17 protein-coding genes are annotated in these 14,758 nt (G+C 68.9%); 5 read left to right on the top strand and 12 right to left on the bottom strand.

Annotated features, from left to right (window positions below):
- Positions 1–4: 4 nt before the first annotated feature.
- From ASF63_RS17625 to ASF63_RS17615, 3 genes are read right to left on the bottom strand one after another with little or no spacing between them, the layout of a single operon-like run.
- The gene (locus ASF63_RS17625; protein WP_056517127.1) at positions 5–1,699 is read right to left on the bottom strand and encodes a bifunctional 3'-5' exonuclease/DNA polymerase; all 1,695 of its coding nucleotides are present in this window, start codon (positions 1,697–1,699) and stop codon (positions 5–7) included.
- A 25-nt stretch (positions 1,700–1,724) separates the two neighbouring features.
- Positions 1,725–2,456, bottom strand: coding sequence for a zinc ribbon domain-containing protein (locus ASF63_RS17620; RefSeq protein ID WP_056517125.1), 732 nt, complete (start codon positions 2,454–2,456; stop codon positions 1,725–1,727).
- Between the two features lie 34 nt (positions 2,457–2,490).
- The gene (locus ASF63_RS17615) at positions 2,491–2,916 is read right to left on the bottom strand and encodes a YchJ family protein (RefSeq protein WP_056517122.1); all 426 of its coding nucleotides are present in this window, start codon (positions 2,914–2,916) and stop codon (positions 2,491–2,493) included.
- 22 nt (positions 2,917–2,938) lie between these two features.
- On the opposite strand from ASF63_RS17615, the gene ASF63_RS17610 reads away from it, so the two are divergent.
- Both ASF63_RS17610 and ASF63_RS17605 read left to right on the top strand, forming a co-directional pair.
- A complete protein-coding gene (locus ASF63_RS17610) occupies positions 2,939–3,778 on the top strand; it encodes an aldo/keto reductase (protein WP_056517120.1) in 840 nt (279 codons plus the stop codon).
- A gap of 27 nt (positions 3,779–3,805) precedes the next feature.
- Positions 3,806–4,741 carry a methyltransferase family protein gene (locus ASF63_RS17605; RefSeq protein ID WP_056517117.1) on the top strand — a complete coding sequence of 312 codons (936 nt, stop codon included), beginning with the start codon at positions 3,806–3,808 and terminating at the stop codon, positions 4,739–4,741.
- Here the strand turns inward: ASF63_RS17605 and ASF63_RS17600 are convergent.
- Positions 4,713–5,549, bottom strand: coding sequence for a helix-turn-helix transcriptional regulator (locus tag ASF63_RS17600; RefSeq protein ID WP_056517114.1), 837 nt, complete (start codon positions 5,547–5,549; stop codon positions 4,713–4,715). The genes ASF63_RS17605 and ASF63_RS17600 overlap by 29 nt on opposite strands.
- Before the next feature lie 100 nt (positions 5,550–5,649).
- On the opposite strand from ASF63_RS17600, the gene ASF63_RS17595 reads away from it, so the two are divergent.
- Positions 5,650–6,414, top strand: a complete 765-nt coding sequence (locus tag ASF63_RS17595) for an SDR family oxidoreductase (RefSeq protein ID WP_056517111.1) — start codon at positions 5,650–5,652, stop codon at positions 6,412–6,414.
- 27 nt (positions 6,415–6,441) lie between these two features.
- On the opposite strand, the gene ASF63_RS17590 is transcribed toward ASF63_RS17595, so the two are convergent.
- The gene (locus ASF63_RS17590; protein ID WP_056517108.1) at positions 6,442–7,332 is read right to left on the bottom strand and encodes a TIGR01777 family oxidoreductase; all 891 of its coding nucleotides are present in this window, start codon (positions 7,330–7,332) and stop codon (positions 6,442–6,444) included.
- Between the two features lie 115 nt (positions 7,333–7,447).
- On the opposite strand from ASF63_RS17590, the gene ASF63_RS17585 reads away from it, so the two are divergent.
- A complete protein-coding gene (locus ASF63_RS17585; protein ID WP_056517106.1) occupies positions 7,448–8,281 on the top strand; it encodes a zinc-ribbon domain-containing protein in 834 nt (277 codons plus the stop codon).
- Positions 8,282–8,289: 8 nt separating this feature from the next.
- Here the strand turns inward: ASF63_RS17585 and ASF63_RS17580 are convergent, their stop codons facing one another.
- Positions 8,290–8,670 carry a hypothetical protein gene (locus tag ASF63_RS17580; RefSeq protein WP_157534422.1) on the bottom strand — a complete coding sequence of 127 codons (381 nt, stop codon included), beginning with the start codon at positions 8,668–8,670 and terminating at the stop codon, positions 8,290–8,292.
- A gap of 128 nt (positions 8,671–8,798) precedes the next feature.
- On the opposite strand from ASF63_RS17580, the gene ASF63_RS17575 reads away from it, so the two are divergent.
- On the top strand, positions 8,799–9,887 hold the full coding sequence (locus tag ASF63_RS17575) for an AAA family ATPase (RefSeq protein ID WP_056517100.1): 1,089 nt from the start codon (positions 8,799–8,801) through the stop codon (positions 9,885–9,887).
- A 46-nt stretch (positions 9,888–9,933) separates the two neighbouring features.
- Here the strand turns inward: ASF63_RS17575 and ASF63_RS17570 are convergent, their stop codons facing one another.
- The 6 genes from ASF63_RS17570 to flgK form a co-directional block, all read right to left on the bottom strand.
- A complete protein-coding gene (locus ASF63_RS17570) occupies positions 9,934–10,731 on the bottom strand; it encodes a sigma-70 family RNA polymerase sigma factor (RefSeq protein ID WP_235560850.1) in 798 nt (265 codons plus the stop codon).
- Positions 10,732–10,908: 177 nt separating this feature from the next.
- Positions 10,909–11,223 carry an HU family DNA-binding protein gene (locus ASF63_RS17565; protein ID WP_056307433.1) on the bottom strand — a complete coding sequence of 105 codons (315 nt, stop codon included), beginning with the start codon at positions 11,221–11,223 and terminating at the stop codon, positions 10,909–10,911.
- A 220-nt stretch (positions 11,224–11,443) separates the two neighbouring features.
- Entirely contained in the window at positions 11,444–11,980 is a 537-nt protein-coding gene (locus ASF63_RS17560; RefSeq protein ID WP_056517092.1) for a hypothetical protein, read from the bottom strand.
- 75 nt (positions 11,981–12,055) lie between these two features.
- Entirely contained in the window at positions 12,056–12,448 is a 393-nt protein-coding gene (locus tag ASF63_RS17555) for a flagellar assembly protein FliW (RefSeq protein ID WP_056517089.1), read from the bottom strand.
- The gene (gene flgL / locus ASF63_RS17550) at positions 12,445–13,332 is read right to left on the bottom strand and encodes a flagellar hook-associated protein FlgL (RefSeq protein ID WP_082478311.1); all 888 of its coding nucleotides are present in this window, start codon (positions 13,330–13,332) and stop codon (positions 12,445–12,447) included. The genes ASF63_RS17555 and flgL overlap by 4 nt, the downstream gene beginning before the upstream one ends.
- A 17-nt stretch (positions 13,333–13,349) precedes the next feature.
- A complete protein-coding gene (gene flgK / locus ASF63_RS17545) occupies positions 13,350–14,756 on the bottom strand; it encodes a flagellar hook-associated protein FlgK (RefSeq protein ID WP_056517086.1) in 1,407 nt (468 codons plus the stop codon).
- Positions 14,757–14,758: the final 2 nt, after the last annotated feature.

Genomic DNA, 14,758 nt, shown 5'->3' with positions numbered 1-14,758 from the left:
GTGACTACTTCTCGGCCGATTCCGCGATGCGGAGATCGAGCGGCACGTCAATCGGGAAGCCGCCGAAGAGCCGCCGCGTGGCGACCGCTGCAGCCTCGCGCACGGCATCAGCCGCCGCGTCCGCCTGGTCGGCCGGCACGTGCAGGATCACCTCGTCGTGCAGGAAGAAGGCGAGGTGCGCGCGGGAGCGGAAGACTCCGGATGCCGTCGCCGGCCGCTCCGCATCGGGCAGCGCCTGCAGGCGGTGTCTGATCTCGGCCAGCCAGATCAGCGACCACTCGGCAGCCGTCCCCTGCACCACGAAGTTGCGGGTGAACCGGCCCCAGTCCCTCGCTCGTCGTCGCGCGATAGCGACGTCTGCAGGATCGGCGTCGGCATCGGTCGCCCGTGCCTGCATCGCCTCCCATTCCGTGGACGGACGAGGCGAGGATCGTCCGAGCCAGGTCGAGACGACTCCGCCGTCTTCTCCGAAGCGTGCGGCCTTGTCGACCAGGGCCATGGCCCGTGGATACACCTTGCGCAGGCGCGGCACGAGGCGGCCGCTGTCGCCCGTGGTCGCTCCGTACATCGCGCCGAGCACCGCGTACTTCGCCTCTTCACGAGTGGCGACGGCCCCGGACTCCACGACGCCGGCATAGAGGTCCTTGCCCTGCGCGGCCTTCGCCATCGCCCGATCGCCAGCCATGCCCGCGAGCATCCGCGGTTCCAGCTGCGCGACATCGGCGACGACGAGCGTCCACCCCTCATCTGCCCGCACGGCCGCGCGGAGGTTGCGCGGCAGCTGGAGCGCACCGCCGCCGGCGGACGCCCAGCGCCCGGTCACGACGCCCCCGGTGATGTAGATCGGCCGGAAGCGGCCCTCGTGCACCCACTCCGCGAGCCAGGCCCACCCGTTGGCGCTGAGGAGGCGTGACAGCTTCTTGTACGCCAGCAACGGCTCGACGACCGCGTGGCTGTGCTGGGCCAGCTCCCATCGGCCCGTGGACTCGACCTGCACGCCCACCCGGTGCAGTGCGCGGAGCAGTTTGGGCTGGCTCTCGAGATTCAAGGTCGGGTCGCTGAGGATCGCACGCACACGCTCTCCCTGCGCCACCATCCGGCTGGGCAGGCCCCCTGCGGCAGGGCGCGTGCCGAGGATCTCGGTGAGGATCGCGTCATGCGCCGCTTCGTTCCACGGCAGACCCGCGGCGCGCATCTCCTCGGCGATCAGTCCCCCCGCCGATTCCGCGGAGGTCAGCAGCGTCAGCCTCCCGTCCTTGCCGTCGCGGAGCACGCGGCGCTGCTCTCGATACTGCTCGAGCGCGTCGCCCACGGGGTCGCCGGACTCGCTCTCCTCGACGACGTCGAAGAGAGCAGGCGCTTCGTCGACGGGCTCACGACGCACCCACGATGAGGAGGGTGCGAGCGGCCTCGCCACCTTGTCGGTGTCGCGGAGGATGGCGTGGCAGAGCAGCAGGTCGTGCGAGCGGCCGAGGAGAACGCCCGCATCGAGCAGCACGGGATAGATCTCCCGCGCGCTGCGGATCACCCAGCGCGGCGGGTTCGTCGCCTCCTGATCGGACACCCACCGCGGCATGTCGGACGCCGCGAGTTCGACGCGTACGACCTCGGAATCGTCGGCGGCGAGTTCCACCGCCGTGTATCCGCCGGCTCGGGCCAGCAACGCCACACGCCGTTCGGTGTGCTGTGGCGAGCTCACCGCCGTCGCGCGCGCGGCGCGGAGATCACAGCCCGGATTCCTCGGTGCGGACGAGGATGCAGCCGCACTCGGGGCACGAGACCACGAGGTCGTCCGCCGCGTTGCGGATGTCGTTCAGGTCGGTGCCGGGAAGAAGCATGCGGCAGCCCTCGCAGGTGCCGCGCGCGAGACGAGCGGCACCGGCGCTGTTGGCGGCACGACGCGTGTACTCGGCGAGCAGCGGTGCGGGGATCACCGCGGTCACGGCCTCACGGTCACGCGTCAGCTGCGCGCCGAGCTCGGTCGCCGACGCGACGTCGGCCTTGGCCTGCGCGGTGAGCGCCGAGCCCTCGGCAGTGGTCGTCGCGAGAAGCGCCTGCTGGGCGGCGACCGCCGCATCGGCATCCTCGACGCGCCCCATCACATCGAGTTCGATGTCCTCGAGGTCGCTCTGGCGCTTCGTGAGGCTGGCGATCTCGTGCTCGAGCGCCTGCGCGTCCTTGGGGTTCGTCGCGACGGCGAGACGGTCCGCATCACGCGCCCGACGCTGCTCGACGAGCTTCACATCGGACTCGAGCCGGGTGAGCTCCGTGCGGACGTCGTCACGCGTGCCGGTCAGCGCGGTCAGCTCGCGGAGCTGCTCCTGCCGGATCGCGACGAGCTCGGTGATCCGAGCCGCCTGCGTGGGCGTGGTGCGTGCGCGCTCCGCCTGCGCGATGCGCCGGTCCAGGTCGGCGACGTCGAGCAGGATGCGCTGGTGTTCTGGGCTGGCGTTCACGCTCTCAAATCTAGTCGCTGCGCGGTCGCGTGCATCACCCGACCTGCCCGTCGAGGTACAGCCACGATCGCCCCTCCCGCACGAAGCGGCTGCGCTCGCGCAGCGAACCGCGCTCCGCGCCCTCTCGGAAGAACGCCTCGAACTCGACGACGCCCTCACGATCGAACGGACCGCCCGCGACGCGATCGACGATCACGAGCCGCTTCCAGACCAGGTCGTCGTCGAAGTCGATCGTCGTCGGGCGTGTCGACTCATGCCAGCTGGCGCGGAGGTACGACGCATCGTGCAGTGCGAAGGCCGTGAATCGCGACCGCATCAGACGCTCGGCCGTCGGGGCGGGAGACCCGGCGAGCAGCGGGCCGCAGCATCCGCCGAAGACGTCACCCGACCCGCACGGACACCGGCTCGCGTCGCCGGGGAGATCACCGTCATCGACTGCCACGCTTCGCCCTCCCGTCATGCCATAAGCGTACGCTGGCGGAATGACGGCTCTTCCTCACTTCACCGCACACAACGGCTTCACGCTTCCCGCCCTCGGTTTCGGCACCTATGCCCTCAACGGCGATGCGGGAGCGGGCTCCGTGACGACGGCTATCGGTGCGGGATACCGTCTTCTCGACTCGGCCTTCAACTATGAGAACGAGGGATCCGTCGGCCGTGGAGTGCGCGCGGCCGAGGTCGACCGTGCCGAGATCATCATCACGACGAAGCTTCCCGGTCGTCATCACCCGCGCGAGAAGGCGCGCGCCAGCATCGAGGAGAGCCGTTCGCGTCTCGGCGTCGATGCGATCGACCTGCACCTGATCCACTGGCCGAACCCGCACCAGGACGAGTACGTGCAGGCCTGGGAGGCACTGGTCGAGGCACAGCAGCGCGGGACGGTGAGGCAGATCGGCGTCTCGAACTTCCTTCCCGAGCACCTGGAGCGCATCGAGCGCGAGACGGGCGTCCGCCCGGTCGTGAATCAGATCGAGGTCCACCCGTACTTCCCGCAGGACGAGCAGCTGGCGTATCACCGCGAGCATGGGATCATCACCGAGGCCTGGAGCCCGCTGGGACGAGCCAAGGAACTGATCCAGGAGCGGGTGATCGGCGAGGTCGCCGCCGGACACGGGATCTCCCCTGCGCAGACCGTTCTGGCCTGGCATGTCGCCCGCGGGACCGTCGCGATCCCGAAGGCGTCGTCTCTCGAGCATCAGGCCTCGAACCTGGCTGCGGGCGAGATCGTGCTCTCCGCCTCCGAAGTCGAGGCGATCACCGCGCTCGGACGCCCCGACGGCCGCCTCTTCGACGCCGACCCTGCCACGCACGAGGAGTCGTGATCCGGACTCGCTCGTAGACTGGCGAGCATGCCCGTCATCGCAGGCATCCGCATCACTCCGGTGACGGCGCGGGTGTATTTCGCCCTCCAGGCTCTCGCGGGGGCACTCTGGTGGATCGCGGTCCCGCTGTCGGACGCGGTCCGTCGTGCCACGCTCGGAGACCTTCCTGTCGCACCTGTGGCGATGCTCGACATCCCGCTCTTCGTCGTCGCGTCCGCGCTGGTCGCCGCCGGGTTCCGCTGGGCGCTCTGGGTGGTCGCACCCTGGACGGCGCTGGTGGCGGCGGCGATGTGCGTCTACGCCACACTCACCTCGCTCGCCGGGTGGGGCGCCCTGCTGATGGTCGTCGCCGCCGGAGCGAGCATCGTGTCGGCGATCATCCTGCTCCTGGGCAGGGTTCCGGTGGAATGGATGGTCACCGGCCCGTTCGCGTTCCGTTCGGCCGCGCGGGTCGGCACCGGGCGGCTGCTCGCCCGCACCGGCCTGCAGACGCTCTTCTTCTGGGGAACCTTCCTCCTGGTCATCCCCGTCGTCGTGTCGCTGGTCGAGGCTCGGTGGATGCTCCGCATCGACGTCCCTCTCGGCGTGCGGATCGCCGGGGGCGTGCTGCTCGTCTGCGCGACGGCACTCGGGATCTGGTCGGCGGTGTCGATGTCGGTGAAGGGCGAGGGAACACCGCTTCCCTCGCAGATGGCGCACCGACTCGTGATCACCGGCCCCTACCGCTACGTGCGCAACCCGATGGCCGTGGCCGGTATCGCGCAAGGTGTCGCGGTGGGCATGCTGCTCGGCTCGTGGATGGTCGTCGCCTACTCGCTGTGCGGTTCGATCCTCTGGAACACGGTCGTCCGACCGCTCGAGGAGGCCGATCTGGAGTCCCGCTTCGGATCCGAGTTCGCCGCCTACCGCAACCGCGTGGCGTGCTGGGTGCCCGTCAGACCCGTTGCGTCCCGAGCACTCTGAGAAGCTCGAGCTTGGTCTCGGCATCGCTGCCGGGCGCGGCGGTCAGCACGATGAGCGCCTGCGACTCGTCCTCGGTGAACAGCGCCTGGCAATCGACCTCGATCGGCCCGATCTCCGGGTGGATGAGCACCTTGTGGTCCTCGAAGCGCCTGCGCACCTCGTGCACGTCCCAGAGGTCGGCGAACTCGGCACTGCGGGAGGAGAGCTCCCGGACGATGTCGCCTGCCCTCGAGCGCTCGCCGAGCGCCCCGTGGGCGGCCCGCAGCGACGCGACGAGCACTCGACTGTGCCGCGGATGGTCCTCCGGCGGGTACCGGACACGCTCCCCATCGGGGTGCGCGAACCACCGGTAGATGCCACTGCGCTCGATCCCCTCCAGGCCGCTCGCGTCTCCGAGCAGAGCACGCGCGGCATCGTTCTGGATGAGCACCTCGTCGAGCACGGACACCACGAACGCCGGTGTGTCGTCGAGGCGATCCAGCACCCGCAGCATGCCGGGGTGCACATAGTCGGTGAACATCGTGCGATCGGGCGCGCTGTGGCCGCAGATGCGGTGCAGATAGTCGCGCTCATCCGGGGTGAGTCGCAGGGCCCTCGCCAGTGACGCGAGGATCTGCACGCTCGGCTGCGGCCCTCGCTGCTGCTCGAGACGGGCGTAGTAGTCGGTCGACATCGCCGCCAGCTGCGCGACTTCTTCTCGACGGAGTCCCGGCGTGCGACGACGCGCTCCGGCGCCGAGGCCGACGTCCGACGGCTTCAGCTGCTCCCTGCGCCGCACGAGGAACTCTGCCAGTGCTTCTCTGTCCACCTCTCGAGTATCCCGTGCGCGCCGACGGTGATCCAGGGATCGCGGATCCCTGGATCAGCGCTCTCTGGTGAGCCGACGCCGTCGGCCGAAGAGTGGAGGCATGAACATCAGCGGAAACACCATCTTCATCCCCGGGGCGACCAGCGGCATCGGGCTCGCGCTCGCCCAGAAGTTCGTCGAGCGCGGCAACACGGTCATCGTCGGCGGACGCCGCACCGACCTGCTCGAACGGATCGCCGCCGAGAACCCCGGCATCGACACGGTCAGGATCGACACGACGGATGCCGACAGCATCCGCGCCGCGGCACAGACCGTGCTCGCCGACCACCCGAGCCTCAACGTCGTCGTCACGATGGCGGGCATCATGCGCGCCGAGGACTGGACGACACCTGCCGGGTTCCTCGAGACCGCGGAGGCGACCGTCACCACGAATCTTCTCGGCCCGATCCGTCTCATCGCGGCGTTCATCGAGCACCTGCGCACGGTTCCCGACGCGACGATCATGACGGTCTCGTCAGGGCTGGCCTTCGCGCCGCTGCGAGTGACGCCGACCTACAACGCCACGAAGGCGGCCATCCACATGCTCAGCGAGTCGCTGCGCCTGCAGCTCGACGGCAGCACGGTGAAGGTGTTGGAGCTCGAGCCGCCGGCCGTGCGCACGTCGCTCATGCCCGGTCAGGAATCCAGTGCCTTCGCGATGCCGCTCGAGGACTTCGTCGACGAGGTCGTCGGGCTGATCGAGACGCAGCCGGACGCGACCGAGATCCAGGTCGAGAACGTGAAGTTCCTGCGCTACGGCGAAGCGCGGGGCGACTACGCCCAGGTCGTGGAGACACTCAACCGGCGCGACCCGCACGGGCACTGATCCGGCCGGGCGGTCGACCGGGTGCGATCAGATCGCCGCGTCGACCGCCTGCTGCGCGGTCGTGTGCGTGAACTCGAAGCCCGATCTCTCGAGGGCCGTCGGTCGCACGTCCGCATCCGACAGGAGCAGCGAGTCTGCGGCGGATCTGCTCAGCGCGAGACGGAGCGCGAAACCCGGCACGGGGAGCCAGAACGGGCGACGCATCCTCTTCGCGAGCGCCCGACCGATGTCGTTCGCCGACGCGCGCGTGGGACCGGTGAAGTTGACAGGGCCTTCGAGACGGGCGTCGATCACATGACGGATGCCGCGCACCTCGTCGTCGAGCGAGATCCAGGGCCAGATCTGGGTGCCGCGGCCGATCGGGCCGGCCACACCGAAGCGGGTCAGCTGGATCAGCGGCTTGAGCACCCCCCGACGGTGGATGATCGGGGCAGTGCGCAGCAGCGCGACCCTGGTCTGCTCCCCCGCGCGCTGCGCCTCCTGCTCCCACCGGACGCAGAGCTGTGCGAGGAACGTGTCACCCGCGAGCGACTCCTCGGTCAGAGTCTCCCCCGGCGCCGAGCCGTAATAGCCGACGGCGGATGCCGAGACGAACGCCGGAGCGTCGTCACGCAGCGTGCGCACGGCGGTCGCGAGCGTACGTGTCGTCGTGAGGCGGGATTCGACGAGCTCGCGGCGATACCGGCGCGTCCAGGGAAGTCTGCCGACGCTCGCGCCGCCGAGAGCGACGACGGCGTCCGCCCCCGCCAGGACGTCCGGGTCGAGCTCCCGCTCCCCGGGCGACCATTCGACCTCGGAAGGCGCACGAGGCGTCCGGCGCACCAGAGTCGTCACCTCCACGCCGTCGGCGCGGAGTGATGAAGCGAGCGCTGTGCCGATCAGACCCGATGCACCGCTGATCACGATCCGCTGCGCCATGACTGCTCCCTCTGTCCGTCTCCCGGCTCGCCCGTCTCCCGGCGCGTCCGTCTCCGCGAGTCTGTCACGTCCGGTCCCTCCTCGCGATGTCGGTCGCCGCGGGTAGCGTCCTCGCGTGACCGAATCCGTGCAGTCGTGGTGGGCGAGACGCCAGTTCTCGCGCGGCCGCGACGTGCCCTATGAGACGGGCACCTACCGTGCGGCCTGGGCCGCGTACCCCGAGCTGATCCGCCAGTACCATCCCGAGCTCAACCACGGGATAGCACTGTCGCAGGTGCCGCTCGCAGCCGACGTGCTGCTCTGCTGGGAGTGCCGGATGGGTCACCGCTTCGCGGCCACGCCCACCGAGCAGCGCGAGCGCCCGGGACGGGTGCGCCGGCAGTCGTCCTGGTGCCCGGAATGCTCTACTCTCGCCCGACCGCAGCCGGTGATCCTCGGCGAAGCCCGCGCGATCCCGAGGCGACCCAAGCCGCCTACGACGCTGTGCGCGAAGACCCCCGACCTTCCGAGCGGCGAGGCGTTCCTGAGCGTGTGCGCACCGGCACCGGCATCCGCCGCCGAGGCGAGGCTGCGCAGGGCGCTCGAGTCCCGGCTCGCCGTCACCACCGGCGTCAATGCCGTCAAGGTCGCCCGGCCTTTCTTCCGACACACCGAGGTCTGGCCCGACATCCTCCTGCCCGAGCTGCGGGTCGCGATCGAGTACGACACGGTCGGCCGACACGGCCTCGAACACGTGGGCAAGCGCCAGGATGCCGATCTGCGCAAGGATCGAGCCCTGCGAGCCGCCGGATGGGAGGTCTTGCGCATCCGCATCGGAAAGCTCGAGCCGCTGGGGCCGCACGACCTGCAGATGCCGTCCTTCACGCCGCGCAGTGTGGACCGTGTGATCGACACCCTGCGCGATATCCGCGGGGCGCTGCTGGTGGACGCCTACCTCATCGGCGACTGAGGGGCGCGCTACGCTCCCTCGATCTCGTCCTCGATCTCGCGCACGACCGCGTCCCACTCGGATCTCAGGAATCTCGCGTCGCCCGCGGCGACGATCTGCGCGTTGTCGTTCGGCCCGACCTCGGGGCGCATCGTCAGACCGCCGACATCGAGACTGGGAATGCTCCGCCGGATGCACTCGACACTGCCGCGCACGAGCAGGTCGGCGGTCTGCTCGGGAGACGTCGCGGCACCGATGATGGCGTCGTCATGAGCGATGAGTATGGCCCTCCACACGGGCTGTCTGGCGTCCGGATCGAGCGTGTACTGCATCAGCCCCTGCGGCGCCGCCTCGACCATGATCACGATCGAACCGTCGACCGGCTGCTCCACACCTGCAAATCCACCCATGACGGCCCCAGACCCGGACGTCCCCACGCCCGCTATCCGCTCAGGCTACTGCGAAAATCGCTCCGCGATCGCCTTACGGCACGGCGATCTCGACCGATATCTACAACGGGGAGCGAAGGAGGAGGATCTTGACCAGCACCTACATCGAGACGGGTGGACACGTCCGCGTCTACGACGATGCCGTCCGCACGCATCAGGTGTTCCCGCTCGGCACATATCGGGTGCATTTCACCTCGAAAGAGGGCTTCAGCCTGATCAAGATCGACGACCTCTCCGTCGGCACCGAGCGCATCTACGGCGGTCGCGACAGGAAGGTCGACAAGATCTTCCGCTCCTACGCGCTCACCGACCGCAGTCTGGGAGTCATGCTGTCCGGTGACAAGGGCATCGGCAAGACGCTCTTCCTGCGAATGGTCGCCGAGGAAGCCCGCGAACAGTGCCTTCCTGTGGTGATCGTCTCGGAGGACAACGACGGCATCGTCGAGTTCCTCGACACGCTCGACGAGTGCCTGATCATCTTCGACGAGTTCGAGAAGATCTTCCCCGCCGGCCGCCGCAGCGGCGGAGACGCAAGCAACCGGCAGAACCAGTTCCTGTCACTGTTCGACGGGCTGTCGTCAGTCAAACGCATCTATTGCCTCACTGTGAACGACATCGCCGACGTCAGCACCTATATCGTCAACCGGCCAGGACGATTCCACTACCACATGCGCTTCGAGTACCCGGGCCCCGACGAGGTCAGGCAGTACCTGATCGACCAGGCTCCGAACGCCAACCCGGACGAGATCGAGAACGTGGCGCTGTTCTCGCGACGCGCTCGCCTCAACTACGACCACCTCCGCGCGATCGCGTTCGAGCTCGAGCAGCCGGACACGCTCTTCTCCGAGATCGTCGAAGACCTGAACATCAAGTCCGTCGAGCCCAGCACCTACCGCATCGAGGCCCGCTTCCCCGACGGCAAGGTCTGGTCTGAGGAGGTCGAGATGAACCTCTTCGAGCGCGGCGACGTCGGCCGGACCTATGAGCTGCGCAACTCGACGCGCTCGATCTTCGCCTCGTTCGTCCCGAAGGATCTCATCTTCGAGCCGGACGGCGGCATCTTCGTGCCGATCCACAAACTCGATCTGCTCGACGACGAAGACGAAGAACCGGAGGTCTACCCCACCACGGTCAGCCTGATCCTGGTCGGGCAGGCCAGCTACGGCTTCGGTCTCTGAACGGTAGACCGACGGGCGGATTCCGAGACGGTGCGGCGTCGAGCGGTCAGGCGCCGACGGCGTGCGACAGGATCGCCCGCGTGAAGCGGTGACCGCCGGTCGCGAGCCGCTCGAAATACGCCTCGAGCACGGATGCGGAGGAGCGCGACGTCGGCGGGGTCTCGCCGACAGGGCCCTCGGCGTAGTGGCGGTCGAGCGCATCGCGGAGCATCCGCACCGCTTCGGCACGCTGCTGTGACACGGCGGCGTGCGAGACACCGAGCTCGTCGGCCAGCTCTTTCACGCTGCGGTCGTCGAAGTAGATCGCGCGGATGATCTCGCGCTTGCGCTCGGGGAGCGCATCGACGGCGCGGCGGAGGAACTCGTCCCGCTCGGATGCGATCGCCTGCTCCTCGGGGAGATAGCCGGTCCAGATGATCTCGGGCGCATCCGGGGCGTCGAGGCTCAGGAGCATGCGCTCGGCATCGGCGAGCCCCTCGCGAACCGAGCCGGTGTCCACTCCCATGGCCGCTGCGATCTCCACGACGCTGGGAGTGCGACCGAGAGCCGCCGAAAGCGTCTGCCGCACCTTCGTCGTCTCCTTCGCACGCACGCGGATGTCGCGCGGAGCCCAGTCCATCGACCGCAGCTCGTCTTTCAGCGCCCAGTTGATGCGCCCGCGGGCGAAGGCGCCGAACGGCACCCCGAGAGTCGCGTCGAACTTCTCGGCCGCACGGACAAGCGCGAAGGCGCCCGCCGAGGCGAGGTCGTCGCGGGAGACCTGAGTGAGGCGGGACGCCACGTATGCCGTGGCCGCGCCGACGATGTGCAGGTGTTCGACCACGAGCTGGTTCCGTGCGCGCATCGGCATCGAATTCCGTCTCTTCCACTGTAAGTGCAAGCCCTCCCCAGCGACTCACAGCGAGGCCCCTCCCCAGCGGCCAGAACTACATTCAACTACATGCTAGAGGCGTAACGGGCAAGAAAGATCCCCGAAGGTCGAAACCTTCGGGGATTCTCGTTTACGTTCAGATAACGATGGCTAGTCGTTCACCTTCACGCGTCGGTTCACTTCGCGCGTCGCGGAGAACTTCAACACCGTGTAGTCATTGACCTCGGCGTCGCCCTCGTCCTTCGCGAACTGCACGCGATGCCCCTTGTGCGTCTGCGGGTAGAACTTGCCGAAGTTGGTGAGAGTCACCGTGTTCCCCCGGCCGACCAGGTCGAGCAGCTCGTCGATCATCGCGTTGTACGCCGTCTGCGCGGCCGGGACCGAGATGCCCCCTCGTCGCGCGAATCGCTGCACGAACTCGCGCTTGCTCACCCTGTTCGTCTCGAGCGTCCTTGATGTGCTCATGTCGTCTTCCGTCCCATGGAATGTCGCCCGTCACCGGGCTTCTCTGCGCTGTACCCCTACCAGCCGCATCCGCGGCGCGCGCAGGTCTCCCCTCTCCTGCGACGACGCCGGGATCTGCCAGTACCCCAGCCTGTGCTCCCAGAGCCTAAAGGCTCTTCCTTGGTATATGCGGTGAATCTCGGTTTTCTTTGCTTTTCCGACGATCGCCGCATCACCACGGCTATCCGCGCGCGAGTGCACCGCCCGTCGGCTCGCTCACGAGGGCGCGCGCAGCATCGCGCGCCCGCCTCGCAGCCGTCACCGAGGCGACGATCTGCGCACGGATGTCGCGACCGTCCTCGTCGTCGCCCACCGACAGCTCGGTGGCCGTCAGCGTCCGGGTGTTGACGACGACCTCGCCGCTGTTGATGAGCAGGTCAGCCCTGACGCCGAATGCTCTGCCCACGACTCTGCCCGACACGTCGATGAGGTCGGTGGCGTTGTCGGCCGCCGCCTGCTCGATGGACGCCAGCTGCAGCGGCGTGTACCGAGCCGAATTCGCAAAGCCCGTCGTCGACGTCGCATCCTTCTTCGACACGAGCGCGAGACTCGTCTGCCCGGGTGCGCGGCGATCGCCCGGGTGCACCCTGGCGTCGAGGAAATGCGTGATGACCACGCCCTCGGCGTCACGCGCGACGCGGGCGTGGTACGCCATCACCACCAGGTTCACGCCCTGGGTCGCGCCGGCGCCATGGATCTTCGATCGCAGATCGACCACGTCATCTCTCCTGTGCGTTCTGGTCGGCGGGCCGTCCTGGCACGCCGGTCACTGGGTATTCGCGCTGCGTCGGGGTCAAGCACCGAGGAGTGCGCGGATCGGGTATGCCTGGTCGTCCAGAATGACCTGTGCCGCCCGCCCGGTCTCCCGGTGGACCAGGACGGGGGCGCGGAGATTGATGTAGACCCCGTCGTCGGCAGGATTCGCCACCACGAAGACGCGGATCTCCGAGTCGTCGGAGGCGCCGAGCTCGGATCGCGCATCGGCGGGCAGAGCCGGAGCGTAACCGTAGTCGCCCGAGAGCGGATCCAACAGGAACAGCCGCACGTCGGCATCCGCAGCACGCAGCGCATAGAGCCCTTCCGCGCCGGCGAGGCGCTCGAGAGTGAACGCCGTGTACGGGCTCAGCCCGGGCATCGGAGAGGTGAACTCGACGGCGAAGCCCGTCGTCTCAGCGGTCGCGGTCATCGGAGGAACTCCAGGAGGTTGGTCTGCAGGGATTTGGCCGTCACCTGCAGAGCGGATTGGAACACGAGCTCGGCGGACTGCAGCCGCACGAGGACCTCGAGGCCGTCCACGTTCTCGACCTCGGCACGTCGCGCTTCGAGGTCGATCGATGTCGAAAGGTTCTGCGACGAGGCCCGCTCGAGCTGCACCTGCCGTGCGCCGGTCGCGCCCCTGGCCGCGATGACATCCTTCAGACGTCCGTCGATATCGGCAAGGCGGGCACCGACCTCCGCACCGCCGCGCAGCTCCGCAGCGATGTCGTTGAGCAGCGCGAACGCGCTGTTCGCCCCGTCGCCGAACGCCTGCGAGCCGTCGAAGTCGACGCGAACGGTCTCGTTGTCGCTGATGCGCCGCTGCACTCCGGCTCCCGGGCTGCCGTTGAAGGTGAACGTCCCGGGGTCGAACGCCGCGCCCGAATCGCTGGTTCCCGCGAAGACGCTGCGACCGAGCACGGTGGTGTTCGCCTTGGCGAGCAGCTCGGCGCTGATCGACTCCAGCTCCTGCGCGATGGACTCGCGGGCCGTGGGGCTGAGCGCACCCGAGTTCGCGCCCTGCGCGGTGAGGTCTCTGGCGCGGTTCAGCAGGTCGGCACTCGCCCCGAGAGCGGTGTCGACCGTCGTCACCCACGCCATCCCGTCGCTGAGGTTGCGCGCGAACTGCGCGACGCGCGATTGGTCGCCGTGCACGCCGAGCGCAGTCGCGGCCGCGGCCGGATCCTCGCTCGGAGAGCGGAAAGCACGCTGGGAGGCGGCCTGGTTCTGCAGCCGCTCGCGATCCGCGAGGTTCGTCTGCAGCGTCCGCAGCGACTGCTGCGTCATGGTGTTGCTCGTGATGCGACCGATCATGATGGCTCTCCCCAGAGTCAGCGGCCGACGAGGCCGGTGCGGTTGATCAGAAGGTCCAGGGCCTCGTCCACGGCCGTCAGCACGCGAGCTGCGGCCTGGTACGCGGTCTGGTAGGTCAGGAGGTTGATCGTCTCCTCATCGCCGTCCACGGAAGCGTTCGACTGCTGGGCGGTGACTGCGGCCACGGCACCCATGTCGGCGATGTCGGCGCGCTGCACGTCACCGGCGACCGCGACCGCGAAGCCCGTGACGAAGCTCGACCACGTCTTGCTCGGTCCCGTCGCCGATGCACCCAGAGCACTGATGCGGTCAGCGATCGTGGTGTCCTTGGCGCCCGCGCCGGGTGCGGCGAGAGCGAGGTCGTCGAGGCCTGTGGGAACAACGCTCAGCCCGAGGGCCGCGGGGCCGGTGCCGCTCATCGAGAAGAAGTCGCCGCCTGCGGCACCCGACGGGGTGACACCCGTGCGGTGGACGTCGTTCACGGCTGTCGCGAGAGCGGTCGCGGTCTCGTTGTACGCGGCGGCGACGCCGGCCAGGGTCCCGCCGTCGGCGGCAGGCGCCAGCGCGCTGATGGTGCCGCCGACCAGCCCGCCGGTGATCGTCACCGGCAGACCGGGGCGATCCGCCCACGCGACACTGATGCGTCCGGCGTCCGCGATGTCCCGTGGTCCGCTCGCGACGAGGGCACGGCTGCTGTCGGCGGAGACGAGCGCGTTCCCGTCGACACGCAGCGTGAGGGTCCCATCGGCTTCGACGTTGCCCTTGGCTCCGACCGCGGTCGACAGCTGCTGGGCGAGGACGTTGCGCTGATCGATCAGCTCGTTGGCGTTGCGGCCAGACTGCAGCGCGTCACGGATCTGCCCGTTGAGGGTGGCCACCTGCCCTGCCATGGCGTTGACGTCGGCGATCTGACTGTCCACCTGACCCCGAAGGTCGCTCCACTGCCCCGCGATCGACTGGTACCCGGCCGCGATCTGCCCGATGAGCACGTTCGCGTTGGTGAGCACGACCTGCGCGGCCGCCGGATCCGGGGTGTTGGCGAGATCAGACCAGCCAGCCCAGAACCGGTTCAGGTTCGCGGCGAGACCGTCTTTCGTGGGTTCGGCCATCACGGCCTCCGCCTGGCCGGCGGCCGTCGCCCGCGCCGCCCAGAAGCCGGAGGTCGAGAGCGCGTCCCGCACTCGGGCATCGAGGATGTCGTCGCCGAGCCGGGCGATGCCGGTGACGCTGACTCCGCCGCCGATGCCGAGCCCGGACGGCCACAGTCCGGTCTGGCCGGGGGCCGAGATCGGAACCTGGTCGACCCGCTGACGGGTGTAGCCGGGGGTGGTCTGGTTGGCGATGTTCTGCCCGGTGATAGTCATCCCCGCGCGGGCGGCGGAGAGAGCGGATTCGGCGAGACGAAGCCCTGCGAACGAAGACATCG

This window comes from Microbacterium sp. Leaf320 (assembly GCF_001423485.1).
Classification (GTDB): domain Bacteria; phylum Actinomycetota; class Actinomycetes; order Actinomycetales; family Microbacteriaceae; genus Microbacterium.
This window is presented reverse-complemented; position numbering and strand designations above follow the sequence as displayed.

What these genes read in the sequence shown, in the direction of transcription:
- ASF63_RS17615 (WP_056517122.1), bottom strand. Translation starts at nt 2,916, where the DNA reads ATGACGGGAGGGCGAAGCGTGGCAGTCGATGACGGTGATCTCCCCGGC.
- ASF63_RS17610 (WP_056517120.1), top strand. Translation starts at nt 2,939, where the DNA reads ATGACGGCTCTTCCTCACTTCACCGCACACAACGGCTTCACGCTTCCC.
- ASF63_RS17605 (WP_056517117.1), top strand. Translation starts at nt 3,806, where the DNA reads ATGCCCGTCATCGCAGGCATCCGCATCACTCCGGTGACGGCGCGGGTG.
- ASF63_RS17595 (WP_056517111.1), top strand. Translation starts at nt 5,650, where the DNA reads ATGAACATCAGCGGAAACACCATCTTCATCCCCGGGGCGACCAGCGGC.
- ASF63_RS17590 (WP_056517108.1), bottom strand. Translation starts at nt 7,332, where the DNA reads ATGGCGCAGCGGATCGTGATCAGCGGTGCATCGGGTCTGATCGGCACA.
- ASF63_RS17580 (WP_157534422.1), bottom strand. Translation starts at nt 8,670, where the DNA reads ATGGGTGGATTTGCAGGTGTGGAGCAGCCGGTCGACGGTTCGATCGTG.
- ASF63_RS17570 (WP_235560850.1), bottom strand. Translation starts at nt 10,731, where the DNA reads ATGCGCGCACGGAACCAGCTCGTGGTCGAACACCTGCACATCGTCGGC.
- ASF63_RS17565 (WP_056307433.1), bottom strand. Translation starts at nt 11,223, where the DNA reads ATGAGCACATCAAGGACGCTCGAGACGAACAGGGTGAGCAAGCGCGAG.
- ASF63_RS17555 (WP_056517089.1), bottom strand. Translation starts at nt 12,448, where the DNA reads ATGACCGCGACCGCTGAGACGACGGGCTTCGCCGTCGAGTTCACCTCT.
- flgL (WP_082478311.1), bottom strand. Translation starts at nt 13,332, where the DNA reads ATGATCGGTCGCATCACGAGCAACACCATGACGCAGCAGTCGCTGCGG.
- flgK (WP_056517086.1), bottom strand. Translation starts at nt 14,756, where the DNA reads ATGTCTTCGTTCGCAGGGCTTCGTCTCGCCGAATCCGCTCTCTCCGCC.